Raw genomic sequence first — 25,795 nt, 5'->3', positions numbered from 1 at the left:
TAAAGCATTAATTACTTCTTTCAGTGACATATCTACAGGAGCCGCTCATATGTTGACCGGGTAGCGCTTGTTGGCTCGTCCGCCGGGCGTTCCGCCCGGCCGAACGGGAGGAGACGACGATGTCCGAAGCCCCCGCCATGCGCGAGCTCCTCGGTGAGGACGCCCCGTCCAACTGGGGCAAGTGGGGTCCCGACGACGAGTTGGGATGCCTGAACTACCTGGACGCGAGCGAGGTGCTGCGGGGCATCCGGCACGTCCGCAGCGGTGAGGTGTTCACCCTGCAGATCCAGATGGGGCGCACCGAGCCTCCCGGCGACCCGCTGTGGCCCGGCCGCTCCCCCATGGAACGCCGCAACGTCCTGGACGAGTCCTCCTGGGACAAGCCCGACGCGCCGCAATACCCCGGCGGGCTGCACTACTCCGACGACACCGCGCAGATCTTCCTGCAGGGCTCCACGCAATACGACGCGCTCGGCCACCTGTGGTACGACGGCAAGCTGTGGAACGGCTATGACGCCCGCACCACGGTCGGGCAGATGAAGAAGGCGTCGGTGCTGCCGATCGCCGAAAAGGGCGTGGTGGGCCGCGGGGTGCTCATCGACATGGCCCGCCACCGGGGCAAGCCGTGGCTGGAGAAGGGCGAGACGTTCGATCACACCGACCTGGAGGCCGCCGCGCAGGCCCAGGGGGTGACCATCGAGCCGCACGACATCTTGTGCATCCGCACCGGCTGGCTGAAGTACTGGTACCAGCTCACCGACCGGGAGGAGTTCTACAAGGACTTCAACGAGCCGGGCCTGACCTACTCGCGGGAACTGGTGGAGTGGTTCCAGCAGCGGGAGATCCCCAACCTGGTCACCGACACCATCGCCAACGAGGTCACCTACGAGCCCAACACCGGGGTGGCGCTGCCGCTGCACTGCGCGCTGATGCGCAACCTGGGCGTGGCGCTGACCGAGATCGCCTGGCTGGACGACCTGGCCGACGCCTGCGCCGCCGACGGCCGGTGGAGCTTCCTGTACGTGGCGGCGCCGCTGAAGATCGTGGGCGGCACCGGCGCTCCGGTCAACCCGGTGGCGATTCGATGAGCGTTTACGACCAGCGGCCCTGGCTGGCGCTGTACCCGCCGGGACAGCCCGCCGACATCGAGCCCGAGTACGCCAACACGGTGGCGATGTTCAAGGCCACCGTCGCGCGCAATCCCGATGGGGACGCGCTGCGCTACTTCGACGGCCGGATCACCTTCGCCGAGCTGGACGCGCTCAGCGACGCCTTCGCCGTGGCGCTGGCCGAGCACGGGTTCGCCCCCGGCGACCGGGCGGCGCTGTACCTGCAGAACGTCCCGCAGTTCGTGATCGCCCAGTTGGGGATCTGGAAGGCCGGCGGCATCGCGGTGTCGGTCAACCCGATGAACCGGGAGCGGGAGCTGCGGGAGCTGCTGAACGACTGCGGCGCCACGGTGCTGGTGTGCCTGCAGGGCCTGTACCGGGACGTGGCGGGCAAGGTCGTCGGTGACACCGCGGTGCGCACCGTGATCACCACGTCCGAGCTGGAGTACCAGACCCGCAACGACCCCCGGGTGCTGGGCGGGGTGGAGCCGGTCGCCTGCGAGGGCACCCTCGACATGGCCGGCCTGCTGGAGCGTTTCTCCGGCCGTACCCCGGCCCCGGTCGAGCTGAAGCCCGAGGACGTGGCGTTCCTGACCTACACCTCCGGCACCACCGGCCCGCCCAAGGGGGCGATGAACACCCACCGCAACGTGGTGTTCAACGCCCGCACCTACCGGGACTGGGTGGGCCTGGGGCCGGACGATGTGATCTTGGGTGTGGCTCCGCTGTTCCACATCACCGGCCTGATCGGGCACATCGCGGCGGGGCTGCTGACCGGGGCGCCGCTGGTGCTGATGTACCGGCTGGACCCGCAGGTGACGATCGAGACCGTCCGGGCCGAGCGGGCCACCTTCACCGTCGGTTCGATCACCGTGTTCATCGCCTTGATGAACGCCCCGAACGCCGACCGGGAGGCGCTGGCCAGCCTGACGAAGATCTATTCCGGTGGCGCGCCCATCCCGCCCAGCACCGTCAAGGCGTTCCAGTCCGCCTTCGGCCACTACATCCACAACATCTACGGGCTGACCGAGACCACCTCCCCCTCTCATGCCGTCCCGCTCGGGGCGGACGCCCCGGTGGATCCGGCCTCCGGCGCCCTGTCGGTGGGCGTGCCGGTCTACAACACCGTGGTGCGGGTGGTCGATGACGACGGGCGGGATCTGCCGCCCGGTGAGATCGGGGAACTGGTGACCTCCGGCCCGCAGGTGGTGGCCGGTTACTGGAACAAGCCGGAGGAGACCGAGAACGCCCTGCCCGGGGGCGCCCTGCGCACCGGCGATGTGGGTTACATGGACTCCCGCGGCTGGTTCTATCTGGTCGACCGCAAGAAGGACCAGATCAACGCCGGCGGCTACAAGATCTGGCCCCGGGAGGTCGAGGACGTCCTGTATGAGCATCCCGCCGTCCGCGAGGCCGCCGTGGTGGGTGTCCCCGATCCCTATCGCGGGGAGACCGTCAAGGCTTACGTCAGTCTCCGTCCCGGCACCAGCGCCACGGCCGAGGAACTCATCGCCTTCGCCAAGGAGCGCATGGCCGCCTACAAGTACCCGCGTCAGGTGGAGATCCTCAAGGAGCTGCCCAAGACCGTCACCGGCAAGCTGCTGCGCCGGGAGCTGCGCGAGCGCGCCTCCGGCTCGTCCTGACGCCGGCGGCCCGGCCCGTCACTTCCAGGCGTAGGGGCGCCGGTGGTTGATGGGCCGGACGCGGGGAGCCGGGCGCGGGACGGCGAAGGGCTGCCCGCGGCCGTGGCGGGAGGCGGCGTAGGCCAGCAGGCGCCAGCGCCGCAGCGGGCCGGCCGGGTGCAGGGCGGGCAGGTTGTTGATCTCGGGATCGAACGCGTCGGTGTCGGGGGAGCCGTCGGGCAGCGGGGTGTGGATCTCCAGCGTCCCGCAGGGCTCCCAGGGGCCGGTGAGCGAGGCCGTCGCCAAGGTGAACGGCAGCGGGCCGGTGGCGATCGCCGCGTCCAAAGTGGCCATGTCGCAGGAGATGCGGCGGGTGGTGGCCGGCAGCAGCGCCAGCATCCGGATCCGCCCGTGCACCGAGTACGGCAGCAGCGTGGTGTGGACCGCGTCGCCGAAGGAGCGGCGCACCTGCAGCAGGTGCCGCAGGCCGGGCCGGGAGCCGGTGGTGGCCAGCAGCAGGTCCACCGGCCCGGCGTCGGCGGGCACGCGGAAGGCGACGCCCAGCACGTCGGGGAATCCGCCCGGGGTCGCGGTGGCCTTGGAGAGGCGGACGACGACGTGCCGTTCCTCCCCCAGCAGGTCCGCCAGGCCGGTGTCGGTCACCCGCAGCGTCGCGGCGTAGGTGCGGCCCCGGGGGTGGACGGCGCGGGCGTGCCGCAGCCGGGCGGCCGCGCCGAAGGGGACGGCGAGGATCTTGGCGATCGTGGCGGTTCCCGCCGGCGGGCTGGAGCCGCCTGGAAGCGGGACATCGGACATGGTGCTTCCCTCCACTTCCAAGGCCCGCTCTTGCGCTCGCCGCGGATGATCGGACGGGCACGGGCCGCGGACTCCGCGTGCCCTACCCGCGAGCCGGGCGGGTATGCGGGGTGGTTTGCGGGGGCGGCCCGCCCGGCGCCCAAGGGGCGCCGCAGTGCCGCACTCCGCACCCGGAAGCTTCAAGGGTCGGTCAACTTCGCCGGTAATCCACCGGATCCCTAGAGAGGCACGAGCAGCCGCCCACTGGCCGATGAACGGAAATTCAGCTCCCACCGGGCAGGAGCCGGCCGCACACGCCCATCACCACCAAATGCCCATCTACCAGGGAAAATAGTCTAAGAACATCTCATACCCCCAGTAACTCAACACCACGGAAGCGGTCAACACGGCACGATCACCCGACATCTTCACACAATAGGTTCCATTTTGTGATCTGCATGAGGGTCGTCAACAAAAAGGGGGAATGAGTAACGTCGCCCGGTCAGGTGCAAAGCAGGCATTTCCTCCCTCGGCTAGGAGGTGTGACAGTGCGGCGAGTCGTCCTCACCGCGACCGGCGTCGTCACCGCGATGTCGCTGGCGCTTCCCGCCCATGCGGGACCGACCAAACCACGGCAGGTCACCGAGCAGACCACCGAGTACGTGGTGCTCTACAAGGAAGGGGTTCCCGCCGAGCGGGCGCGCGCGGCCGTGCAGGCGGCGGGCGGCACGATCCTGCGGGAGAACACCGCGGTGGGGGTGGCGACGGTGCGGGCCGCCGCCGGCTTCGCCGCCGCGGCCCGGCGGCAGGCGGCGCTGGAGGGCGCCGCGGTCAACCGGGTCATCGGGCACGCCCCCAAGCCGGTGCGCGGCCTCCATGAGCGGTTCTCCGTCGAGAAGGAGGGCCGTCACATCCTGCGGCGCAAGGACCCGCGGGGCGGCGCCCGCGGCGAGGAGCCGCTGGCGAACCTGCAGTGGGACATGAAGCAGATCGGCGCCACCGGCTCCGGCGCCCACAAGGCGGAGGAGGGCGACCGGCGGGTGCTGGTGGGCGTCATCGACACCGGCATCGACGGCTCGCACCCCGACATCGCCCCGAACTTCAACCGCCGCCTCAGCCGCAACTTCACCACCGACATCCCGGTGGACGCCAACGGCAACGAGGTGGACGGGCCGTGCGAGGTGCCCAGCTGCGTGGACCCGGCGGACGTGGACGACAACGACCACGGCACGCACGTGGCCTCCACCATCGCCTCGCCGCGCAACGGGCTGGGCATCGCCGGGGTCGCCCCGCGGGTGTCCCTGGTCAACCTGCGCGCCGGGCAGGACTCGGGCTACTTCTTCCTGCAGGCGACCGTGGACGCGCTGACCTACGCCGGCGACGTGGGCATCGACGTGGTCAACATGTCCTTCTACGTGGACCCCTGGCTGTTCAACTGCGTCGACAACCCGGCCGACTCGGCCGCCGACCAGGCCGAGCAGCGGGTCGTCATCGAGGCGACGCAGCGGGCGCTCGACTACGCCCGCGCCCGGGGCGTGACGCTGATCGCCGCCGCCGGCAACCAGGCCGCCGACTACACCAAGCCCTACGTCGACACCTCCAGCCCCAACTACGCCTCCGAGCCCGGGGAGAGCCCGCGCGAGCGGCAGATCCCGCCGAGCTGCGTGTCGATGCCGTCCGAGGGCAAGGGGGTCGTCCCGGTGTCGGCGACCGGCCCCAGCAAGCGCAAGGCGTACTACTCCAGCTTCGGCAACGGCTACATCGCGGTGGCGGCGCCCGGCGGTGACAAGTACGACACCGCCGACGGCAAGCTCGACCACAACGCCGGCATCTGGGCGGCCTACCCGGAGCGGCTGGCCCGGCAGCGGGGCGAGCTGAACGCCGACGGCACGCCCAACGTCCCGTATGTGATCCGCAGCTGCAAGGGCGGCACGTGCGCCTACTACCAGTCGCTGCAGGGCACCTCGATGGCCGCGCCGCACGCGGCCGGGGTGGCGGCGCTGATCGTCAGCAGGTACGGCAAGCGCGACCGCAGCGGCCTGGGCCTCGACCCGCGCATCACCGAGTCGATCCTGCGCTCCAGCGCCACCGCGACGGCCTGCCCGAAGGGCGGCTCCTACACCTACCGGCGGCAGGTGCAGTCGCCCGACGGGTCCTTCACCGAGGTGGTCACCAGCCACACCTGTGAGGGTTCCAAGAAGCGCAACGGCTTCTACGGCAACGGCATCATCAACGCCTCGGCCGCGGTCGGCGGGCGCTGACGGCTCACCGACGCGCCGGTGACGCCGCGGTTTTCGAGGACGATCGCCGTCTTTCGGTGAAACGGCCCCGCGCCGGGCGGTGCGGGGCCGTTCCGCTGCGCCTTTTCAACATGCCGTTCCCGCAGGTGGGGACGGGGGCGGTGCCGTGACCTGCAACGTGATGGCCTCGGATACCGTCAGGGCTTCCGTCTTCGGCGCCCAAGACCATGCGTTGGAAAAGGTTCCTTACCCGATTGCCACGCGGCAGTTGACGATCAATGCGGGATTTTCCTGGCAACCTCTGATCATTCGCCGCACGTCACCGTGTCTTTAAAATGCGCGCGGCAGCCCCCGTCTTCGGGAGTTTCGATGATGTCGCATCTACGTCCACGCCATCTGACGGCGACGTGCATGGTCGCCGCCTTGGCACTGGCCGGTCCGCTCGCCTCCGGCGCGGCGGCCGTCCCCCACGGCAAGCCCGACAAACCAGACTTTACGCTGACAATTCTTCACAACAATGATGGGGAGTCCAAGCTGCTCGGCGTCCCCGGGCAGGAGGACTTCGGCGGAGTGGCGCGCTTTGCGACGCTGGTCGGCAAGCTGCGCAAACAGGCCACCTCCGGCAAACCCGGCCCCGGTCAGGCGGCCCGGCGCGGGGTGGTCCTGCTGTCGTCGGGGGACAACTTCCTGGCCGGCCCGGAGTTCACCGCCAGCCTGAGCAAGGGCGTGCCCTTCTATGACGCGCTGGCGCTCAAGGCCATCGGCTATGACGCGATAGCGATCGGCAACCACGAGTTCGACTTCGGCCCCGACGTCCTGGCCGACTTCATCGAAAGCTTCGGCAAGAACCCGCCGCCGTTCCTGTCGGCCAACCTCGACGTCGGCGACGAGCCCCGGCTGAACCAGCTGGCCCGCAAGGGCGCCATCGTGGCGTCGGCCACGGTCACCGAGCGCGGCGAGAAGATCGGCGTCGTCGGCGCCACCACGCCCGCGCTGGCCTCCATCTCCAGCCCCCGCCGGGTCAAGGTGCTGCAGAACGTGGCCGAGCTGATCCAGGCCGAGGTGGACCGGCTGACCCGGCGCGGCATCGACAAGATCATCCTGATCAGCCACCTGCAGGGGCTGGGCGAGGACCGCGAGCTGGTGCCGCTGCTGCGGAACGTGGACGTGGCGATCGCCGGCGGCGGGGACGAGCTGCTGGCCTCCGACACCACCCCGCTGGTGCCCGGGGACGCCGTCTCCACCGACCCGGCGACCGGCCAGAAGCTGCGCTACCCGCTGCACTTGAAGGACAAGGCCGGGGTGGACGTCCCGGTGGTGACCACCGCCGGCGACTACAAGTACGTCGGCCGGCTGGTGGTCAACTTCGATGCGCACGGCCGGGTGCTGTCGGTGGATCCGGCCAGCGGCCCGGTGCGGGTGTCGGGGGTGGCGCCGGATGCCGTCGCCCCCGACCCGAAGATCCAGCGGACCGTGGTGGAGCCGGTGTCGCGTTTCGTGGAGGGCATGGCGGCCAACGTCGTCGCCCAGTCGGAGGTGGCGCTGGAGGGCCGCCGCGAGCCCGGGGTGCGCACCCAGGAGACCAATTTGGGCAACCTGGTGGCCGACGCGCTGCTGGCCGCCGGGCGCAAGAACGCCGCCGCCTACGGGGTTCAGCCGCCCGATGTGGCCCTGCAGAACGGCGGCGGCATCCGCAACAACACCCTGATCCCCGCCGGTCCCATCACCGAGCTGGACACCTTCGCCATCGCCCCGTTCGGCAACTTCGTCTCGGTGGTCCCGAACGTGCCGCGCGCCCAGTTCAAGGAGATCCTGGAGAACGCCGTCTCCCGGCTCCCCGCCGCCGACGGGCGCTTCGCGCAGGTGGCGGGCTTCCGTTTCAGCTACGACCCCTCCGGCACCGCCCAGGTGGTCGATGACGACGGCACCGTGCTGACCCCCGGCAGCCGGATCCGGTCGGTGGTGCTGGACGACGGCACCGTGATCGTCGAGAACGGCCGGGTGGTGCCGGGGCCGGACCTGTCGGTGGCCACCAACGACTTCAGCGCCCGCGGCGGCGACCAGTGGCCCTTCCGCGGCCTGCCGTTCACCACGGTCGGGCTGACCTACCAGCAGGCGCTGGCCTCTTACCTCACCGATGACCTTGGCGGCCGGATCACCGCGGCGGACTATCCCGAGGGCGGTTCCGGCCGGATCACCGCCGTCCCGTGACGTCCCGCTCCGCCGCCCGGCGAAAACCGGGCGGCGGGGCCGGGCGGCTATCGTCCTCTCAACGCCTATAGCCCTTCAATAACGTCATTCCGGTCACAGATCGCCGTCTGGGGCGACGAAAGTCGGCGTGAAATGCCCGCCTGATCTAGCCTGACCGGCACTGGACCTTTTCAGCCGGGCCGTTTCGATGGGCTTGTGCCCGCGGCCGTCCGCGCCACGACGGCGTCCCGGCGGGGAAGGGACCATCGAAAGCCCCCACGTCGAAAGGTGCTGCCGTTGAACAGAACCGAGCTGATCGAGGCGGTGGCGGCCCTCGCCGGCAGCGATCCCGCGGTGGCCCGGCGCCATGTGGACGCCGTCTTCGAGACGATCATGGACAGGGTGACGGCCGGGGAACGGGTGCTGGTGACCGGGTTCGGCACCTTCGACAAGCTCTCCCGTCCGGCGCGCACCGCCCGCAACCCCCGGACCGGGGAGCCGGTGGAGGTCCCGCCCACCGAGACGCCCCGGTTCCGGGCGGGTCAGACTTTCAAGGACCGGGTCGCCGGGCACGCCGCCGTCATCTCGATCGAGCTTTCCGAGTCCGATCCCCTACCGGAGCCCGAGCCTCTTCCCAAGCCGGCCAAGGGCAAGAAGTCCAAGAAGAAGGACGCCGCCTCCCTTTCGGCCGGGGAGCCCAAGAAGAGCAAGAAAAAGTCCGGCAAATCCGGCAAGAAAGGCAAAGGCAAGAAGGCCGCCAAGGCTCACTGAGGTCTTCTCGAGCGCGTTCAGCCGGACCTATCCAGGCGGTCTGACCGGCCGTATCCCGGCGTGGGCCACTGCCAGGTCGCCATGCGGCCGAGACGATGCGGCCCCTGTTCGCGACCTCTGCCGCTCACCGGGGCCGGACTCATGCAGTGCCCGGGTCGTCTCTCCGGGCTCGCCTTCGATGTCTTTCCCCTCCGTGGAACACCTCCGGGCGGTGCGGCCAGGGCACGGCCGCCGCTACGGGCTCAGGTCGCCTGCCGCATGCGCCACCGGGCCGGGCCGTGGTCTTGCCGCCGGTCGGCGGCCCCGGCCATCGCACTCCCCTCCTCAGGTGGCCGGGGCCGTGCCGTTTCCTCATCGCGGTGGCCTGTCTCAGCAGTGGGCCGCCGGGGCGGCGAAGGTGGCGTGAACGGTTCGGGAACACGGCGTGCCGGTCCAGGACCAGGCGGTGGCCAGCGCCTCCACGGTGAGCAGGCCGCGGCCGGATTCGGCCAAGGCGGACAGGTCACAGGCATCAGCGACGGGGCGGATGCGCGGGTCGGTGGGGCCGCCCTGGTCGGTGACGGAGACGGTCACGCCGATGAGGTTGTGGCGGACCTCCACGACGAAGCGGCCGCCGACACGGCCCGAGCGGGTGTGACGCAGGGCGTTGACGGCCAGCTCATCCAGCACCAGCAGCACATCGTCCAAGGCCGGGAAGCCCTCCAGCAGGCAGGCGGCGAAAGCTCTGGCGGCGCGGACCTGGGTGGTCTGGCCGGGGAAGACGCGCCGCCAGTACATGGACGGGACGGGCTCAACCGGCACGGAAGCGGCAACGGGCAGCGGCATGGGACTCCTTTCTGGATTGCGTGGATGAAGCACGGAAAGCCGCGGCGGCACGAGCGCCACGGGCTCGTGATCAGTGCGGAGGCCGATGGGTCTTAGGTGGTTCCTCATCAGCGGGCGGATGCCGGGCGCGTCCGGAGAAGCGGTCCAGGAGGTCTTGGGCCTTGGCGACGCGATCGCAGGCGAAACGGCGTTCCCGGTCGCTGATCGCCCGGGAGGTGGTCCAGGGGGCGTAGACGTTGATGACGGCCTGCAGATAGCGGACGAAGACGGCGCGTTCGGCGGTGCAATCACCGAGGCTGGACGGCTCCGGCCGCCGGGGCGGAGGCGTGGACGGCCGGGCGTGCCGGTGGGCGTCACCAGGATGGTGGGGTGCGGTCTGCGGTCGGGTGGCTGGAGCGGGGTTGCGGTGGTCTGAGGGCTGGGTGGGATGAGCGGCGCGGCCGGAGGCGTGGCTCGGTGGGGGCTCCTGAGGCGGAGTCATGAGCGGCCGCCCGGGGTGGTCGCCGGGGCGGAACGGGCCGAGTGGCCGAGGTGCGGGCGGCTGCGCGCGGTGGACGGCCGAGCCGAGGTGAGGACGAGCCCTCCCAGGGTGTGGCGGTGCAGGCCCCGGACAGGCAGGCAAGGTTGCGTGGATTGCCGGCCGGGCGGCACGGTCAGGACCGCGGCCTGGGACCGGCTTTGGGGGCGGGGCCATGGACGGCCGCCTGGGGTGGTCGTCTCGGTCGGAATGATGGCGGGTGCCGCTGAGATGTGGTGGGGCGGTTTCTCCTGGCGGGATGGGCGGTGCGGCCAGGCGGAGAAGCGGCGGGGGCAGACAGGTCCCAAACAGGGCAGGGCGGGAGCTGGGGAAAGCAGGGCAGACGTTGAGCAGAAGAGGGCGGAGGCCGGGTGAAGGGCGGGTGAAGGGCCTGAGTGGGGCGGGTTTTCGGTTGAAGGGGGGAGAGCCGTCGTCAGCGGTCGTGGTCGGTGGGGCGAGGCTGGGCCACTGGGGCGGAATGGTTGTGCGGGATGTGCGGCCGGAATGGTGCGGTGCGGACGCCGGTAGGCGTGGCGGGAGCGCATCGCGTCACCGAGAATGATCATTTCTCTTGACCTCTCGTTACGAGCTGTGAATTCCTGCTCGTCAAGAGTGGCGATACGGCTTACGATTGAGGGCGGAAAACATAGGCGCGTCGGCCGGACAAGGCCGAACCCCCCACCTGTGCGGAGCTGTACCCCCCATGGCGACACTGTCACCGCGAATGTTCCTGGCGCAGGAAATCATGCGACTGCGCCAGGCGAAAGGGATGAACCGGGAGCAGTTGGCCAAAATGGTCTTCGTCTCCGAAAGCCTGGTCCGCTCCTGGGAACGCGGCCGCCGCATCCCTCAGCCTGATCATCTAGAAGCCCTGGAAAAGATCTTCGACACCAAAGGAGTGCTGCTCCAGATCCGCAAGGAGCTGATCAACGCCGCTACCCCGATGGAGTGGATGGCGGCCTGGCGAGCAGTCGAGAGCCGGGCAACCTCCCTCTTGTCATTCGAAACGACCGTCATCCCAGGACTGCTCCAAACAAAGGAGTACGCAACCTCAGTTTTCCAGGCGGCCAGGCATCTCGGTGAGATCGACGAGATGCTGAAGGCGCGGCTGGAGCGCCAGAAGATCCTCACTAGAGAGGACGACCCTCCAACTTTGGTAGCCCTCCTCGCTGAGGCTGCTTTACTGAACAACGTAGGGGGGCCTAAGATCATGCACGACCAGTTGATGCACATAGCCAAGATGGCTGAGCGTGATCACATCGTCGTGCAGGTCATCCCGTTCAGCTCCTCAGTATGCGCTGGATTCCTGGCACCATTCGTCATCGCAAGTTTCGATGCAGGGGAGGCGGCCTATGTAGACAACCAGCTAAACGGTGACGTGATCACAGAAACAGAAAACGTTGCCATCCTACGCAGGATGTTCGAACAGTTCAGAGCAGAAGCTCTCTCGGGCTCGGAGTCTGTCAAACTAATCCAAAGATTGGCGGAAGAACGGTGGACAGAGAACTGAAGTGGCACAAGTCCTCGCGCAGCGGAGCCAACGGTGGTAACTGCGTAGAACTGGCGCGCACCAAGGGTGCGATGTTCGTGCGGGATTCTAAGAACCCCAATAGCGGAACACTGAAGTTCACGCCCGGCACGTTCAGCGCACTGCTGACGGACATCAAGTCCGGCAAGTACGACCGGTAGCTAGGCCGGACTCTGAGGTTTCTCAACGAAATAAAGCGGGGACTGCGCTGTATCGCCCTCACCAGAGCGGAGGCCCGCGCCGCTGCTCCCGATGGACGCTCTCGCCCCCGGCAGCGGCGGCACGGGCCTTCACAGACCGCCCCTATGCCACCCACCCCCGCCTTCACCGACGCTCATACACCGGCCAGCGATCCAATACCGATTCCCGACAACACCAATCGTCGAGAAAATCTCAATCAGTAGCGAGGCTACCGACCAGAGAAGACGTCATACATCTACACCACATCTTCGACATTCTCAGAACGGGAACACTCTCACACCGAGAACCAGTCAAGCTGATACTGAAGGTGGCAGAACAATGGAAATGAAGTGGCGCAAGTCTTCCCGTAGCAGCAGCAACGGCGGAGCATGCGTAGAACTGGCTCGTGCCCTGCGAGAGGTGGCAGCACGAGACTCCAAGAACCCGAACGGTGAGGTGCTGCGATTCACTCCTACTGCTTTCGCTGAACTGCTGACGGACATCAAGTCCGGTAAGTACGACCAGTAGCCAGACCAGGCTCTGAGGCTTTCTCAACGAAATAAAGCGGGAACCGCACTGTATCGCCCCCTACCAGAGCGAAGGCCCGCGCCGCTGCTCCCAATGGATGTCTCGCCCCCGGCAGCGGCGGCACGGGCCTTCGCAGACCGCCCCTATGCCGCCCGTCCCGCCTTCACCGGCGCTCATGCACCGGCCTGCGAGCCGATGCCGGTTCCCGGCGGCACCGACTCGTTGAGAAAACCTCGCTGAGCCGTCCAGCGGCCTCCCGCTGCGGCGAAAGCCGCCGGTGTTGCAGGACGGGCGGCTGGTCAGGCCACTTGCATCAGGCCGCAGGTCCCGGCACGGCGCAGCCGCCGCGCCGGGGCCTGCGGGAGTGCTACAGCGCCCAGCTCGGCGGGCGCTTTTCGAAGAAGGCGCGGCGTCCCTCGGCCGCCTGGGGGCTGGCGAAGAACTCCGCCGAGACCTGCTCGGCCAGCACGAACGCCTCATCGCGCGGCATGCCGTTCAGCTCGGCCAGCAGCCGTTTGGTGCGGGCCAGCGCGGCCGGTTCGGCGGCCCGGAAACCCGCCAGCAGCCCCTCGACCGTCTCCGCCAGCTCCTCCCGGGGGCAGCAGGCGGTGATCAGGCCGCTGCGCGCGGCCTCGGCGGCGTCGAAGGTCTCCCCGGTGAGCATGTAGCGCTGCATGGCGCGGGGGTCCATCCGCTCCCGGCACACCACCGCGATCATGGCGGGCACCACACCGATGCGGACCTCGGTGAAAGAGAAGGTGACATCGTCGGGGGCCACCGCCAGGTCGCAGGCGGCCACCAGGCCCAGCCCGCCGGCCCGGGCCGGGCCGTTGAGGCTGGCCACCACCGGCTTGGGCAGCTCCAAGATGGCCGTCAGCAGCTCGGGGATGGACGGGCCGCCGCTCACCCCGGATTCGATCTCCTTCAGGTCGGCGCCGGCGCAGAACACCGTGCCCGCGCCGGTCAGCACCACCGCCCGCACCCCGGCGTCGGCGCCCGCCTCGGCCAGGCGTTCGGCCAGCGCGGTGCGCACCGCCGCCGACAGGGCGTTGCGGCGGGCCGGGGCGTTCAGCGTGATCGTGGCGATCCCCCGGTCGATCTCCAGCAGGACCGGCTGCTCCTCGGCCGTGCTCATCGGTTCCCCTCCCTTGTGTGCTGACAAGGCTCTTTCGTCGCCGGTGACCGGCCCGTGCCCCCGCCGTCCGGACGGCAGGGGCCTTCCAGGCGGACGGACCGCTCAGAACCAGGAGGGGTCCATCTCCAGCGTGGTGCGGTCCAGGGAGCCCAGCAGGTCCAGCTGGGGGCCGGTCTTGGGCAGCTCGTAGCGGAAGAAGTACCGCGCCGCCTGCCGCTTGCCCGCATAGAAGGGGCCGTCCTTGCCGTGGGCGGCCAGCACCTGCTCCAGCCAGATCCAGGCCACCACGATGTGCCCGGCCGCCTCCAGGTAGATCGAGGAGTTGGCGAGCGTGACCGCCGGGTCCCCCGCGCTCCACAGCTGCGCCGTGACCAGGGTCAGGCGTTCGAAGGCGTCCTGGAGCGCCCGGCCCATCTCGGCCGTCTCGCCGCCCAGGTCAATGGCGCACTGGACGGTGGCCGAGATCGTCTCGCCCAGCACCCGCAGCCCCATGCCGTTCTTCATGACGACCTTGCGGCCCAGCAGGTCCAGCCCCTGGATGCCGTGGGTGCCCTCGTGGATGGGGTTGAGCCGGTTGTCCCGGTAGAACTGCTCCACGTTGTACTCGCGGGTGTAGCCGTACCCGCCGTGCACCTGAATGGCCAGGGAGTTGGCCTCCAGGCACCACTGCGACGGCCAGCTCTTGGCGATCGGGGTGAGCACGTCCAGCAGCAGCGCGGCCCGGTCGCGGGCCACCGCGTCCTCGGCGGTCTTGCTGTCGTCCACCAGCAGGCTGCAGTACAGGCCCAAGGCCAGGGCGCCCTCGACGTAGGCCTTCTGGGCCAGCAGCATCCGCCGCACGTCGGCGTGCTCGATCAGCGGCACCGGCGGGAGCGCGGGGTCCTTGGCGGCGGGCGGACGGCCCTGCAGGCGGACCTTGGCGTACTCCAGGGAGTGCAGGTAGCCGGTGTAGCCCAGCGCGGCGGCGCCCAGGCCGACCCCGATGCGCGCCTCGTTCATCATGTGGAACATGTACGACAGCCCCTTGTGGGGCTCGCCGACCAGGTACCCCACAGCGCCGGGCGCGCCGCCGGGGGTGTGGGCGCCCTCCCCGAAGTTCAGCACCGTGTTGACGGTGCCGCGATAACCCATCTTGTGGTTGAGGCCCACCAGGGCGATGTCGTTGCGCTCCCCCAGCGAGCCGTCGGCGTTCACCAGCACCTTGGGGACGATGAACAGCGAGATGCCCTTCACCCCGGGCGGCCCGCCGGGGATCTTGGCCAGCACCAGGTGGACGATGTTCTCGCTCAGCTCGTGCTCGCCGGCCGAGATCCACATCTTGGTGCCGTAGAGGCGGTAGGTGCCGTCCGGCTGCGGCTCGGCGCGGGTGGCGATGTCGGCCAGGGACGAGCCGGCCTGCGGCTCCGACAGGCACATGGTGCCCAGGAACCGCCCGGCCGCCATCGGCCGCACCCAGGTGTCCACCTGCTCGGGGGTGCCGTACTCGACCAGCAGGTTGGCGTTGGCGATGGTGAGGAAGGGGTAGGCGGCGGTGCCGATGTTGGCCGCCTGGAACCAGGCCAGCACCGCCTTGGACACCACGGTGGGCAGCTGCATCCCGCCCAGCGACTCGTCCAGCTCCCCGGCCAGCAGGCCCGCCTCGGCGAAGACCCGCAGCGCCCGCTTCACCTCCGGGATCATCACCACCCTGCCGTCGGCGTCCAGGTGCGGCTCGTGGGCGTCGGCGAGCTTGTTGTGCGGGGCGAAGTGGTCGGTGGCGATCCGCTCACCGAGCTCCAGCACCGCATCGAAGGTCTCCCGGGAGTGCTCGGCGAAACGCTTGCGGGCGGTCAGGCGGGTGACGTCGAGCCACTCGTGCAGCAGAAAGTCGAGGTCGCGACGGGACAACAGCAAGGAGGACATCGGCTCCCTCGGTTCGACGGGACGATAGGGGCGCGTCCAGGCCACCACCCCGCTCCGGACTTTTTGCCGGTGGGGCCTTCGGCGACTCGTCCGCAAGGCACACCGTACGCCGCTGCCTGCGGTGCCTCGCAGGAGCCCTCGCCCGGAACGCGTATCCGGCCGCCCGCCGCGGGTTTAAGGCGGTGTCGCGGGGAACGGCAATGCCGGGCCGTCGATGCGGCCGCAGGCGAGGTGAGTGACCGATGTACAAGGTGCTGTCGCTGATCACCAGCGTGCTGGGGAGCGTGCTGGCCGGGATGCTGTTCAAGCGGGTCTGGAAACTGGCCGCCGGTGAGGACCGGGCGCCCGACGCCGAGGACCTGAGCCGGGGCTGGATCGAGGTGCTGGCCGCGGCGGCGGTGCACGGGGCGATCACCGGGATGGTCAAGGGGGCCACCAAACGGGCCAGTGCCAAGAGCATGCGCCGGGCCGCCGAGCGCCGCCGGGAACCGGCGGAGGTGGGACCATGAGCGGCCGCGTCAAAACCTGGGCGGACAAGCACCTCAAGGGACGCAACGCCCGCGCTCCCTCGGAAGAGGACGTCCCCCGCCCAGAGCAGGGAACCTCACAGCCAGAGCGGGACGCCCCGCAACCAGAGCAAGGCGCCTCACAACCGAAGCGGGACGTCCTGCGGCCAGAACAGGGCGCTTCACAACCGGAGCAGAACGCCCCACGAGCAGAGCAGGAAGCCTCACAGCCAAAGCGGGATGCCCTGCAGCCAGAACAGGGCGCTTCACAACCGGAACAAGACGCCCCACAACCAGAGCAGGGCACCCTGCAATCGCAGGGGGACTCCCCGCGGCCGGAGGGCGGCGAGCAGGCGTCCGGTGTCCGGCGCGAGGAGCATCCCTCGCCCGGAACGCTGGCGCGAACCTCCTGGAAGGACCTGCTCAAGCGGACGTTCCGGGAGTTCAAGGAGGACAATCTCACCGACTGGGCGGCGGCGCTGACCTACTACGCGGTGCTGTCGATCTTCCCGGCGATGCTGGTGATCATCTCGCTGATCGGGCTGGGCGGCGCCTCGCTGTCGGAGTCGATCATCCGGAACGTCGGGGACCTGGCGCCCGGCGCGGTGCGCGACGTGCTGGCCACCGCGCTGACCGAGCTGCAGCGCGGGGCGGGCGCCGCCGGGCTGGTGGCGGTGATCGGCCTGGTGGCGGCGGTGTGGTCGGCCTCGGGGTATGTGGCCGCCTTCATGCGGGCCTCCAACGCGATCTACGACCTGCCGGAGGGCCGGCCGATCTGGAAGACCCTGCCGATCCGGATCGCGGTGACGCTGGTGTCGCTGACGCTGCTGTCGGCCTCGGCCATCGCGGTGGTGATCTCCGGGCCGCTGGCCCGCAAGGCCGGAGACCTGCTGGGGCTGGGCGATGCGGCGGTGACGGTCTGGAACATCGCCAAGTGGCCGGTGCTGCTGGTGGCGATCGCCTTCCTGTTCGCGCTGCTGTACTGGGCCTCGCCCAACGCCAAGCGCGGCTTCACGTGGGTCACGCCCGGCGGGCTGCTGGCGCTGGCGGTGTGGCTGCTGGCCTCGGTGGGCTTTGCGTTCTACGTGGCCAACTTCGGCAGCTACAACAAGACCTACGGCAGCCTGGCCGGGGTGATCATCTTCCTGGTCTGGCTGTGGATCAGCAATATCGCGCTGCTGCTGGGAGTGGAGCTCAACGCCGAACTCCAGCGGGCGCGGGCCATCGCCCGGGGTCTTCCACCGGACCGGGAGCCGTACGTGCAGCCCCGCGACACCCGCAAGTTCCCCGAGGAGCTGCGCCGGGAGGTCGAGTCCCAGGAGCACCGGCTGGGCTGAGCCCCCTGCCGGGGCGGGTCAGGAGCCCGGCTGGGTCACCCGGCGGCCGACCTCCTCGGCGAGCCGTTCCAGGGAGTCCTCCAGCATCCGCTGCATGACGTCCCGGTTTGGCCCGGCGTCCTCGCCGGGTGGGCGGTGGCCGCGGAAAGACAGGTGGACGACCACTTCGCTGGTCCCCGCCCCCTGGTCGGTGACCTGCAGCCACCCGGTGTAGTCCGGGCCGTCCCGGCTGCCCCACTCCAGCCGCAGCCGCTCGGGGGCGCCCAGCAGCATGCCGTCGCGTTCCTCGCGCACATCGACGAGGCTGCCTGCGGCCTCGGCCAGCCCCGGGGCGACCTCGTGCACCCGGACCTCCTCCGGCAGCCACTGGTTCATCGCCGCGACGTCGGCGGCGATGTCGAAGACGATCCTGCTTTCGGCCGGCATCGTGCGGCTCGCCTCGTACTCCATGACGCCCTCCTGCGGTTCGCGGCCCGCTTTACCCGGCACGTCCGGGGACAAACCGGGCCCGGCGGGAACGGCCGCCCGCAGCGGCGATGAGCCTTCCGCCATGGGACCGCAAGGTCTGGAACGGGGCTCCGGCGGCGCCCGCGTCGTCCCAGGTCGTGGCGTCCCTCGGCGGCGAAACGGAGACCCGACGCCGGCACCGACCCATATAGCCGTAAATTCCGCTATTGCCCGCCCCTGGCGCAGTGCCCTTAGATCTTGGTCGTGGACGCGACAACGGGCAGGGACGTGGCCCTGGTCACCGGGGCCTCCCGCGGGCTGGGCGCGGCGATCGCACGGCGGCTGGGCGCCGCCGGGTGGGCGGTGGCGGTCAACTACCGCTCCGACGCTGCAGGGGCCGAGCGGGTGGCCGGTGACATCCGCGCGGCGGGCGGCACCGCCGCGGCCTTCCGCGCCGACGTCACCGACGAAGAGCAGGTCACCGCGCTGGTGGCGGAGGTGACCGAACGGCTGGGGCGCATCGCGGTGCTGGTGGCCAACGCCACCGGGCCGCAGCCGGAGATCCCGTTGGAGAAGCTCACCTGGCGGGACCACCTGGACCAGCTGGAGTTCTTCGTCAAAAGCCCGACTCTGCTGGCCCAGGCGGTGCTGCCCGGCATGAAGGCCCGCGGCGGCGGGCGGATCATCCAGATCGGCTCGGACGTGTTCGAACGGGCCCTGCCGGAGTACTCGGCCTACACCGCCGCCAAGGCCGCCCAGATCGGGCTGACCCGGTGCTGGGCGCGGGAGCTGGGCCCGTTCGGGATCACCGTCAACATGGTGGCGCCCGGCTGGATCCCGGTGGAGCGGCACGCCGACGCCACCGCCGAGGAGCTGGCCGGCTACACCGCCGGCGTGCCGCTGGGCAGGATCGGCAGGCCCGAGGACGTGGCCGCCGCCGTGGCGTTCCTGGCCTCGGAGGAGGCCGCCTACATCACCGGGGAACGGATCGTCGTCAGCGGCGGCCACACCATCGGCTGAGCCGCGCCGCGACGGCGCCGGGGCGTTCGGCCGCATGACCGTCCGCCCCGGCCGGAGGGTGCGGGGAGCGTCCCCGCGCACGGGCCGGATGTCAGCCCTCGCTGCGGTCGGCGTTGGCGATGACCGCGTCGTGGACGTACTGCGCCAGGCCCTCGGCGACCTGCTCGTAGGTGGCGGTGAAGCGGGGGTCGCCGACGTAGAGCTCGGCCAGCCCGCGGTGCATCTGCGGGGTGCACTCGTAGAAGTTGTCGCTGATGCTGCGGCGGTGCCGCTCGGCCAGGTCCATCGCCCGCTCGCCGGTGGCCGGCGCGCCGTCGGCCATCGCCGCGGCGAACTCCCGCAAGATCGCCTCCTGCTCGTCCTTGATGCGCTGCCAGTCGGCCTTGGTGTAGGCGGCGGTGCGGCGCTGCGAGGCCTGGTAGGCGTCGTAGCCGCCCCAGCGCTCGGCGGCCTCCTCGGCGTGCGCCTCGGGGTCGAAGTCGCCGAAGACCTCGAACCGCTCCTCGGGGGTGAGCGAGATTCCCATTCTTCTCGCCTCCATGGCGTGTTCGATCGCCGTGACCATCGCGCGCAGCCGGTCGATCCGTCCCACCAGCAGGTCGCGCTGGCGGCGCAGGTGCGTCATCGGGTCGGCCCTCGGGTCGTCGAGGATCTCGGCGATCTCCTCCAACGGGAATCCGAGCTCCCGGTAGAACAAGATCTGCTGGAGCCGCTCCAGGTCGGCGTCGCTGTAGCGGCGGTAGCCGCCGGCGGTCCGCCCGCTCGGCCTCAGCAGCCCGATCCGGTCATAGTGGTGCAGCGTCCGCACGGTCACCTTGGCGGCCCTGGCCACATGCCCGACCGAGTATCCACCCATCGGATTCCCTCCTTCCGCGATCCAGGCTCGGGCCTGACGTTGCGTGAGGGTCAAGCCGGAGCGAGAAAAATCCGGCCGTCCCGCCGGGAGAGCGGAACGGCCGGAGGGAAGGCGATGCGGATCAGCGGACCCGCACCCGCAGCGAGATCTCGCCGCCCACGATCTTGTCCAGCAGCCTGCGGTTGCCCACCACGACCTTGGACTTGCCGGAGCCGAGCACCAGGCGGCCGACCAGGTGGTCGTTGCGCGGCTTGGCCTTCAGCTTCTTCAGCAGGTCGGCGAAGCTGCCGGCGGCGATCTGCTCGCCGCACTCCTCGGGGTTGAGGTAGCACTCAAAACCCTCTTCGGCGGGGGCCAGTCCGCCCTTGACCGACAGCCTGCCGGTGGTGCCCTTGGCCTTCTTGGGGACCTTGAAGGTCAGGGCCACCGTCTTGACGGGGCTCCGGGCGGCGGTCAGCCTGATGCGGACCTTCACCTGCCTGCCGGCGGTGGCCCGCAGCACCCCGCCGGGCTTGAGCGCCGTCCACTTGCCGTTGCGCTTCACCAGCAGCTTGGCGACGGTGTACCGGCCGTACTCGCCGCGGTCGGTGACGTTCAGCCGCAGGTCGGTCAGGCGCACCCCGGCGTAGGGGCTGTCGGCCAGGACACCGATCAGGGCGGCGCTTTCCAGCCCCGCCGCCTCGCTGACGTCCGTGCGGTCGCTGTAGCGGTTGGGCAGGGTGATCTCCCAGGGCTTGCCGGCCACGGTGCCGCGCACCGTCCAGGTGGCCGTCACGCTCCCGCCCGCGAACCGGTCACGGGCCAGGTCCAGGGCGCTCATGAGGTGAAGCCCGGCGATGGCGGGCGCTTCCTCCCCATTGGCGAAGTAAGTGGTATCGGTGCGGGTCCGGCCGCCGGCGGTGGTCCGCGACACCACCGGCGTCACCGCCGGTCCGGCGCCCAGCTCGGCGACGATCCCGGTGAGGCGGTCCTGGGTGAGCGTGCCGGCGACATCGCCGAAGTTGGCCAGCTTGAACGCCCCGAAGACCGGGTCGGGGACCACCGCCAGAGCGTGGCCGTCGGTCGCGATCAGCCGGGTCGCCCCCGTCCAGAAGGCCGAATGCCCGAAGGCCAGCGCCTTGCCGTCGCAGATCGCGGTGACGGTGCCCATTCCCCCGCCGGTGACCGCGCCGTAGGAGCCGAGCACGCCGAAGTTGCCGCCGGGCACGATCGCGCCGGGCCGGCCCTCGGCCCCGCCGGTGGCCCCGGCGCGGTAGAAGCGGACCTCGGCGCCTTGCCGTTCGGCCGCCTTGTTCAGCGCGTCGATCCGCCGCTGCGCGAGCCCGGAGATCCCCACCGGCATCGGCAGCCGCGACAGCCCGGCGGAGGCGGTCTCGGCGTCCACCAGGCCGCGCGAGGTGAGGGTGCGCTGCAGCGCGGCCGGCAGCTTCACCCGCTTCTTGGCGGCCTGCGCGGCGGCGACGGCGTCCGGCTTGCTCAGCAGGTCGTACATGGCCTTGGCGGGGGTGATCCCGGCGAGCTTGGAGGTTCCGCTGAAGCCGTAGCCGACCGCGCCCAGCAGCCGCCCGTCGGGGGCGTAGACCGGCGAGCCCGACATGCCCGCCCAGATGGCGCCCGCCTTGTCGAGGGCGGGCGAGTCGGCCTCGGCCAGGATCATGTCGACGCCCGGCGCGATGCCGTCCTTGAGCACGCCCTGCACCCGCACCGTGAAACGCTCGGGCGCGGTCCCCTTGCTGACCGTCAGCCCCCAGCCGGTCATCCCGTCGCGCACCTGGGCGATCGGGAAGGGCGCCGGGCAGTCCGCGGGCGCGGCCTGCGCGTGCGCCGTGACCGGAATCGACAACACCGGGGAGGCGGCCACCGCCAGTGCGGCGGCCGACACCGCGGCGCATCTCGACAACTTCCGCAATGGAGCCCCTTTCGATGACGGCGACCCGCATGTCGCCGGACGCTTGACCAGACGCGGGATCGAGAAGGATTGTTTACCGAGTGTCCAAGTGTGGTCACTGTGAGTTGTTTACTCATGTGGTCGGGCAGAATTGGCCTTTTGGCCGCCTGGTTCTGCGGAGGGAAGGGCTCTTCCTGCGCCGATACCGTGAGCGCCCACGACCACGAGGCCGTCTGGGGAGGGAGCCGGGAGGATGCGGATCGACCTGCACAGCCACAGCAACGCCTCGGACGGGACGCAGCCGCCGGCCGATGTGGTGCGGCGGGCCCGGCGGGCCGGGCTGGATGTGCTGGCGCTGACCGACCACGACACCGTGGCCGGGCTGCGGGAGGCCGCCGAGGCGCTGCCCGCGGGACTGACCTTGGTGCCCGGCATGGAACTGTCGTGCCGGCTGGGGCCGACGGGGGTGCATCTGCTGGCCTACCTGTTCGACCCGGCCCACCCGGACCTGGCGGCCGAGTGCGCCCGCATCCGCGACTCCCGCGCCCTGCGCGGGCGGCGGATGGTCGAGAAGCTGAACGAGCTGGGCGTCCCCGTCACCTGGGAGCAAGTGCGGTCGCTGGCCGGCAGGGCCGCGGTGGGACGGCCCCACATCGCGCGGGCCATGGTCGCCGCCGGGGTGATCGACCGGGTGGAGGAGGCGTTCACCCCCGAGTGGATCGCCCCGGGCGGGCGCGCCTACGCCGAGCGGTACGCCCTCGATGTGGTCACCGCCATCCGCCTGGTGCGCGCGGCGGGCGGCGTCCCCGTGCTGGCGCACCCCGGGGCGGGCCGCGGGGGCCTGCTCATCGACCGGGCGCGGCTGGCCGAACTGGCCGAGGCGGGGCTGTTCGGGCTGGAGGTCGACCATCCCGACCACGACGCCCCCACCCGCCGGCGGCTGCGCGCGCTGGCCGCCGAGCTGGGACTGGCCTGCACCGGCTCCAGCGACGACCACGGCGAGCTGACCGGGCACCGGCTGGGCCGGGAGACCACCTCCCCGCAGGTGTACGAGCGGCTGCTGGCGGAGGCGACCGGCGCCCGCCCGATCGGCTGAGGCCCCGGGCGCGCCCGGCGCCGCCTACGGCGTGACGAGCGCGGCCGGCCGAGTGGGCCGGGACCGATTCCCGCACCTCGGTCACGACTTCATCGAACCTTTTTCAACATGCCGCTTCCGGCGGCCGACAACGGCACGGCCGTGCCCGGCGGCGATACGGTGGGCCCGGACGGCATGGCACCGGGCGGGGCTTGCATTCCAGCACTTGAGAACACGTGCCGAAAAAGGTTCATCCCTGCACCAACCCCCTCCTTGTGGAGAGGTGATGCGATGATCTTTCTGGATCGATTCTCCGGTCCGGTGCTGTCGCTGTTCCGCATGGTGATCGGGTTCATGTTCCTGGTCCACGGGACGGCCTCGATGTTCGGGGTCTTCGGCGGCAACCGCGGCACCGGCCGGGCGGTGGAGTTCCTGGCCTGGCCGAGCTGGTGGGCGGCGCTCATCCAGGTCGTCTGCGGCGGCCTGGTGATGATCGGCCTGTTCAGCCGGGCCGGCGCCACACTGGCGTCGGGCTCCATGGCCTACGCCTACTTCGTGGTCCACCAGCCCGAGGCGCTGCTGCCGGTGCAAAACCACGGCGAGTCGGCGGCGCTGTTCTGCTGGGCCTTCTTCCTGGTCGCCGTGCTGGGCCCCGGCCCCTGGTCGCTGGACGCGCTCGTGAGCCGCGCCCCGCGCAGCGTCGCGCAATCCCAAAAACCCGTCGGCCCGGCCCCGGCCTGCTGCGCGACCTGGTCGCCGCCTGCCTGGGCAAGGATCCGGCACGACGCCCCATCGCCGAGCAGGTGTTCACCGCTCTGCTCAGCGGCGGCAGGCACCAGGATCTGTTCGCCGCAGGCGCCTCCGCTGCGGCAGGTTCACCTGCGGCTGCGATGCCGCCTCCCGCCCCGCAGTCTCCTCCCCCACCACCCGTCCCTCCGGCCCCGCGCAGTCATCTTCTGTAAGTGCTCGCGGCCGCAGGCCTCACCGCCGCCCCGCTGCTCGGCGGCGCAGCCGCCTTCCTCGTCCTCGACGGAACGGCAACGGCCGCTCAAGCAGCCCAGACCCCGCCGGGCCCACGGCGGGCGGCGGCGCCGCACCGGGCGAGCAGGCGCACAACATCGGCGGCCCCTACCCCTACCTTCCTGACCCCGCCGCGCAAACCAGGACGTGGGGATCCCCGTCCCGTCCATCGGCTGCCAGCCCGGTCAGGCCACCATCACCATGAGCTTGGACGCCGTCAAGGCCCCCTGCGCGGTCGACTCGATGATCCACCTGGCCGGCCGCTTCTACTTCGACGGCGCCGAATGCCACCGCCTGACCGCCCCCACCGCGCTCAAGGTGCTGCAGTGCGGTGACCCCACCGGCAGCGGCAGAGGCGGCCCGGGCTATCACTTCGCGGACGAGAACCTCACCGGCGTCCACTACACCAGGGGCACCGTCGCCACGGCCAACTCTGGCCCCGATACCAACAGCAGCCAGCTCCTCATCGTCTGCGGCTACTGCGACCTTGCCCCCAACTACACCGTCCTTGGCCACGTCACCTCCGGCCTGGACATCATCGACGACATCGCCGAGGCGGGAGTAGCCGTAGACAGCGGCCTGGACACCACCGACGGCCGCCCCCGCAAATCCCTCACCATCGAGCGGTTCCACATCACCAGCGGCTGACCACCCGCCGGTGCTTCCCGGGGCCCTACCGCCTGCAGGCCCGGCACCGGAGGGGCCGTCATCAGAGTCCGTAGAAAACGGAAGCCGTACACCCAGGCCGGCTGCGGGCGGGACGCCTCCGTGAACCACCTCTAGTCATTTGAGGCGCAATTCTTCCGCAGGCGGCGTTGGGAACGGCGTTGAATCTCGGGACTCAGCCGACGACACACCACAAGCATCACTTTCAATGCTCCAATGTCCGCGTTTTAAGAGCGGCAGGGACGTCTGTAGTCGGCCACCAAAAGATTTCACCGAGCTGCGGACGTCAGCCTAGCATTGCGGGCATGGTCGCGATCCTCCGGTGCAATCGGGATGAGGAGAAGCTCCTCTGGGAGAAGTCGGCAGATCCAAACGCATCGGCCAAGGGATGGGTGACCGCCCGGCCGACCGATAACTGGAAGGGGCGGGATGTCGTGCTCATCGTCACCAGCCCCGCGGCACGGCCGATGATCACTCATGCCGGTTCCCTGCGGAAGGGGTCCTGGCGGGGGACGGTGCTCCGTGAGCTGTCAGTGACCGGAGTGGAGGAGCTGCCCGGCCCTTGCCCCATGGACGTGCTGGGCGAACGGGTGCCGCCCTATGTGCGCAAGCACCTCGAGGGTGAGAGGACACTGCCTGATCAGGCGGGCCGGGAGCTGCTGTCCGTACTGCTGGAGATGCGTCCGGAATGGGGAGCGATCCTCGACCGCCTCAGTGAGCCGGAGCCTCCGGTGCAGATCCGCGGCCCCCGCGGGGAGCAGGTCGGCCTGGTCAGGGACGCGGTGGGGTTGGTCTTGCAGATGGCCGGCTTCTCCCGCGAACCGCTGGAGCTGTGGACCCCGCCCGCCGACCTGGAGGCGCCGGACGCCCCCTCGTTCCTCGACGGTCTCCCCGAGGGGGTGGCCCTGGAAGACGACCTGATCGCACACGATGCCCGCCGATTCCGGGACTGGCTCGGCCAAGACACCTCCCACCACGGGTGGCGGGTCTATACCAAAAACGGCCAGCGATTGCTCATCGGCAATGTGAACCGCAAGCCTGCCGAGGCGACTTTGGGCGTCGATCTCATTTATCTGAATGAGTCTCGGCAGAGCACCGTACTGGTGCAGTACAAGAAGCTGATCAAAAAGGACGGCGACTGGTCGTACTATCCCGCGCGAGACAGGGACAACCTCGAAAAAGAGCTGGCCCGCATGCGCGATGTTGCCGCCATGTGCGAGAAGGTGACCGACGAGAACGACGCCTACCGGCTGCACTCCGACCCGTGCTGGTTCAAGCTCTGCCGGGCCGAGAGCACCATCCCCCGCACGGATGAGCTCGTACAGGGCATGTATCTGCCTCGCGCCTACTTCGACCAGCTCCTCAACGCCCCTCACTCGCCTTTGCGGGGCAGCAGGGGCGGCCTCAGGTTCGGCTACCAGACGGTCCCTCGCTACCTGGACAACACCACCTTCAGCGGCCTGGTCCAGGACGGGTGGATCGGAAGCACCGGCAGGGCCACCGAGATCGTCCAAGCGCAGATCAGGGCCAGCCACGCGGGCAGCCGTGAGATCGTCTTCGCCGCACTGCTCGGCGAGAACCCCACCAGGGCCCAGCGTGCCCGCCGGCAGCGCACTCGCGTCAAGCACCGCTGACCTT

23 protein-coding genes are annotated in these 25,795 nt (G+C 70.1%); 15 read left to right on the top strand and 8 right to left on the bottom strand.

Annotation, left to right across the window (positions count from 1 at the left end; all coding sequences use genetic code 11):
• The first annotated feature begins 119 nt into the window (after nucleotides 1-119).
• The gene (locus BUE48_RS06140; protein ID WP_012851606.1) at nucleotides 120-1,088 is read left to right on the top strand and encodes a cyclase family protein; all 969 of its coding nucleotides are present in this window, start codon (nucleotides 120-122) and stop codon (nucleotides 1,086-1,088) included.
• Entirely contained in the window at nucleotides 1,085-2,752 is a 1,668-nt protein-coding gene (locus BUE48_RS06135; RefSeq protein ID WP_012851605.1) for a class I adenylate-forming enzyme family protein, read from the top strand. The genes BUE48_RS06140 and BUE48_RS06135 overlap by 4 nt, the downstream gene beginning before the upstream one ends.
• A gap of 18 nt (nucleotides 2,753-2,770) precedes the next feature.
• On the opposite strand, the gene BUE48_RS06130 is transcribed toward BUE48_RS06135, so the two are convergent.
• A complete protein-coding gene (locus BUE48_RS06130; protein ID WP_012851604.1) occupies nucleotides 2,771-3,547 on the bottom strand; it encodes a hypothetical protein in 777 nt (258 codons plus the stop codon).
• Between the two features lie 521 nt (nucleotides 3,548-4,068).
• Between BUE48_RS06130 and BUE48_RS06125 the strand changes: the two genes are divergently transcribed.
• The 3 genes from BUE48_RS06125 to BUE48_RS06115 all read left to right on the top strand — a co-directional run bounded on the left by BUE48_RS06125 (nucleotide 4,069) and on the right by BUE48_RS06115 (nucleotide 8,727).
• Nucleotides 4,069-5,787: a S8 family peptidase gene (locus BUE48_RS06125; RefSeq protein ID WP_245536995.1), complete on the top strand. Its 1,719-nt coding sequence runs from the start codon at nucleotides 4,069-4,071 to the stop codon at nucleotides 5,785-5,787.
• A gap of 402 nt (nucleotides 5,788-6,189) precedes the next feature.
• Nucleotides 6,190-7,977, top strand: a complete 1,788-nt coding sequence (locus BUE48_RS06120) for a bifunctional metallophosphatase/5'-nucleotidase (RefSeq protein ID WP_245536994.1) — start codon at nucleotides 6,190-6,192, stop codon at nucleotides 7,975-7,977.
• 276 nt (nucleotides 7,978-8,253) lie between these two features.
• A complete protein-coding gene (locus BUE48_RS06115; protein WP_286989251.1) occupies nucleotides 8,254-8,727 on the top strand; it encodes an HU family DNA-binding protein in 474 nt (157 codons plus the stop codon).
• A 369-nt stretch (nucleotides 8,728-9,096) separates the two neighbouring features.
• Here the strand turns inward: BUE48_RS06115 and BUE48_RS06110 are convergent, their stop codons facing one another.
• The gene (locus BUE48_RS06110) at nucleotides 9,097-9,552 is read right to left on the bottom strand and encodes an ATP-binding protein (RefSeq protein ID WP_012851600.1); all 456 of its coding nucleotides are present in this window, start codon (nucleotides 9,550-9,552) and stop codon (nucleotides 9,097-9,099) included.
• Between the two features lie 70 nt (nucleotides 9,553-9,622).
• The gene (locus BUE48_RS06105; RefSeq protein ID WP_286989249.1) at nucleotides 9,623-10,033 is read right to left on the bottom strand and encodes a hypothetical protein; all 411 of its coding nucleotides are present in this window, start codon (nucleotides 10,031-10,033) and stop codon (nucleotides 9,623-9,625) included.
• Between the two features lie 760 nt (nucleotides 10,034-10,793).
• Here BUE48_RS06105 and BUE48_RS06100 point away from each other — a divergent pair.
• The 3 genes from BUE48_RS06100 to BUE48_RS24475 all read left to right on the top strand — a co-directional run bounded on the left by BUE48_RS06100 (nucleotide 10,794) and on the right by BUE48_RS24475 (nucleotide 12,305).
• Nucleotides 10,794-11,579 (top strand): helix-turn-helix domain-containing protein, encoded by a 786-nt coding sequence (locus tag BUE48_RS06100; protein WP_041439347.1) that lies wholly within the window; start codon nucleotides 10,794-10,796, stop codon nucleotides 11,577-11,579.
• Entirely contained in the window at nucleotides 11,564-11,758 is a 195-nt protein-coding gene (locus BUE48_RS06095) for a DUF397 domain-containing protein (protein WP_012851597.1), read from the top strand. Before BUE48_RS06100 ends, BUE48_RS06095 begins: the two co-directional genes overlap by 16 nt.
• A 91-nt stretch (nucleotides 11,759-11,849) precedes the next feature.
• Nucleotides 11,850-12,305: a DUF397 domain-containing protein gene (locus BUE48_RS24475; RefSeq protein ID WP_342610198.1), complete on the top strand. Its 456-nt coding sequence runs from the start codon at nucleotides 11,850-11,852 to the stop codon at nucleotides 12,303-12,305.
• A 367-nt stretch (nucleotides 12,306-12,672) separates the two neighbouring features.
• Here the strand turns inward: BUE48_RS24475 and BUE48_RS06085 are convergent, their stop codons facing one another.
• Both BUE48_RS06085 and BUE48_RS06080 read right to left on the bottom strand, forming a co-directional pair.
• On the bottom strand, nucleotides 12,673-13,440 hold the full coding sequence (locus BUE48_RS06085; protein WP_012851595.1) for an enoyl-CoA hydratase-related protein: 768 nt from the start codon (nucleotides 13,438-13,440) through the stop codon (nucleotides 12,673-12,675).
• A 102-nt stretch (nucleotides 13,441-13,542) separates the two neighbouring features.
• The gene (locus BUE48_RS06080) at nucleotides 13,543-15,342 is read right to left on the bottom strand and encodes an acyl-CoA dehydrogenase (protein ID WP_286989247.1); all 1,800 of its coding nucleotides are present in this window, start codon (nucleotides 15,340-15,342) and stop codon (nucleotides 13,543-13,545) included.
• A gap of 242 nt (nucleotides 15,343-15,584) precedes the next feature.
• Here BUE48_RS06080 and BUE48_RS06075 point away from each other — a divergent pair, with 242 nt between their 5' ends.
• Both BUE48_RS06075 and BUE48_RS06070 read left to right on the top strand, forming a co-directional pair.
• Entirely contained in the window at nucleotides 15,585-15,851 is a 267-nt protein-coding gene (locus tag BUE48_RS06075; RefSeq protein ID WP_012851593.1) for a DUF4235 domain-containing protein, read from the top strand.
• A complete protein-coding gene (locus tag BUE48_RS06070; RefSeq protein WP_286989244.1) occupies nucleotides 15,848-17,185 on the top strand; it encodes a YihY/virulence factor BrkB family protein in 1,338 nt (445 codons plus the stop codon). Before BUE48_RS06075 ends, BUE48_RS06070 begins: the two co-directional genes overlap by 4 nt.
• Nucleotides 17,186-17,203: 18 nt before the next feature.
• Here the strand turns inward: BUE48_RS06070 and BUE48_RS06065 are convergent, their stop codons facing one another.
• A complete protein-coding gene (locus tag BUE48_RS06065) occupies nucleotides 17,204-17,635 on the bottom strand; it encodes an SRPBCC family protein (protein ID WP_286989243.1) in 432 nt (143 codons plus the stop codon).
• A 261-nt stretch (nucleotides 17,636-17,896) separates the two neighbouring features.
• On the opposite strand from BUE48_RS06065, the gene BUE48_RS06060 reads away from it, so the two are divergent.
• Nucleotides 17,897-18,652: an SDR family oxidoreductase gene (locus BUE48_RS06060; protein ID WP_041439346.1), complete on the top strand. Its 756-nt coding sequence runs from the start codon at nucleotides 17,897-17,899 to the stop codon at nucleotides 18,650-18,652.
• A gap of 91 nt (nucleotides 18,653-18,743) precedes the next feature.
• Here the strand turns inward: BUE48_RS06060 and BUE48_RS06055 are convergent, their stop codons facing one another.
• Nucleotides 18,744-19,508, bottom strand: a complete 765-nt coding sequence (locus tag BUE48_RS06055; RefSeq protein ID WP_012851589.1) for a MerR family transcriptional regulator — start codon at nucleotides 19,506-19,508, stop codon at nucleotides 18,744-18,746.
• 121 nt (nucleotides 19,509-19,629) lie between these two features.
• Entirely contained in the window at nucleotides 19,630-21,408 is a 1,779-nt protein-coding gene (locus BUE48_RS06050) for a SpoIVB peptidase S55 domain-containing protein (RefSeq protein ID WP_286989240.1), read from the bottom strand.
• 241 nt (nucleotides 21,409-21,649) lie between these two features.
• On the opposite strand from BUE48_RS06050, the gene BUE48_RS06045 reads away from it, so the two are divergent.
• From BUE48_RS06045 to BUE48_RS06030, 4 genes are all read left to right on the top strand, one after another.
• Nucleotides 21,650-22,492 carry a PHP domain-containing protein gene (locus BUE48_RS06045; protein ID WP_012851587.1) on the top strand — a complete coding sequence of 281 codons (843 nt, stop codon included), beginning with the start codon at nucleotides 21,650-21,652 and terminating at the stop codon, nucleotides 22,490-22,492.
• Nucleotides 22,493-22,762: 270 nt separating this feature from the next.
• Nucleotides 22,763-23,617 (top strand): DoxX family protein, encoded by an 855-nt coding sequence (locus BUE48_RS06040; protein ID WP_286989239.1) that lies wholly within the window; start codon nucleotides 22,763-22,765, stop codon nucleotides 23,615-23,617.
• Between the two features lie 21 nt (nucleotides 23,618-23,638).
• On the top strand, nucleotides 23,639-24,139 hold the full coding sequence (locus tag BUE48_RS06035; protein WP_286989237.1) for a peptidylprolyl isomerase: 501 nt from the start codon (nucleotides 23,639-23,641) through the stop codon (nucleotides 24,137-24,139).
• A gap of 323 nt (nucleotides 24,140-24,462) precedes the next feature.
• The gene (locus BUE48_RS06030) at nucleotides 24,463-25,791 is read left to right on the top strand and encodes a hypothetical protein (protein ID WP_286989235.1); all 1,329 of its coding nucleotides are present in this window, start codon (nucleotides 24,463-24,465) and stop codon (nucleotides 25,789-25,791) included.
• The last annotated feature ends 4 nt before the right edge of the window (nucleotides 25,792-25,795 follow it).

The organism is Thermomonospora sp. CIF 1 (assembly GCF_001896795.1).
GTDB lineage: Bacteria > Actinomycetota > Actinomycetes > Streptosporangiales > Streptosporangiaceae > Thermomonospora > Thermomonospora curvata.
Note: the sequence above shows the minus strand (reverse complement) of the source record. Positions and strands in the feature narration are given on the sequence as shown.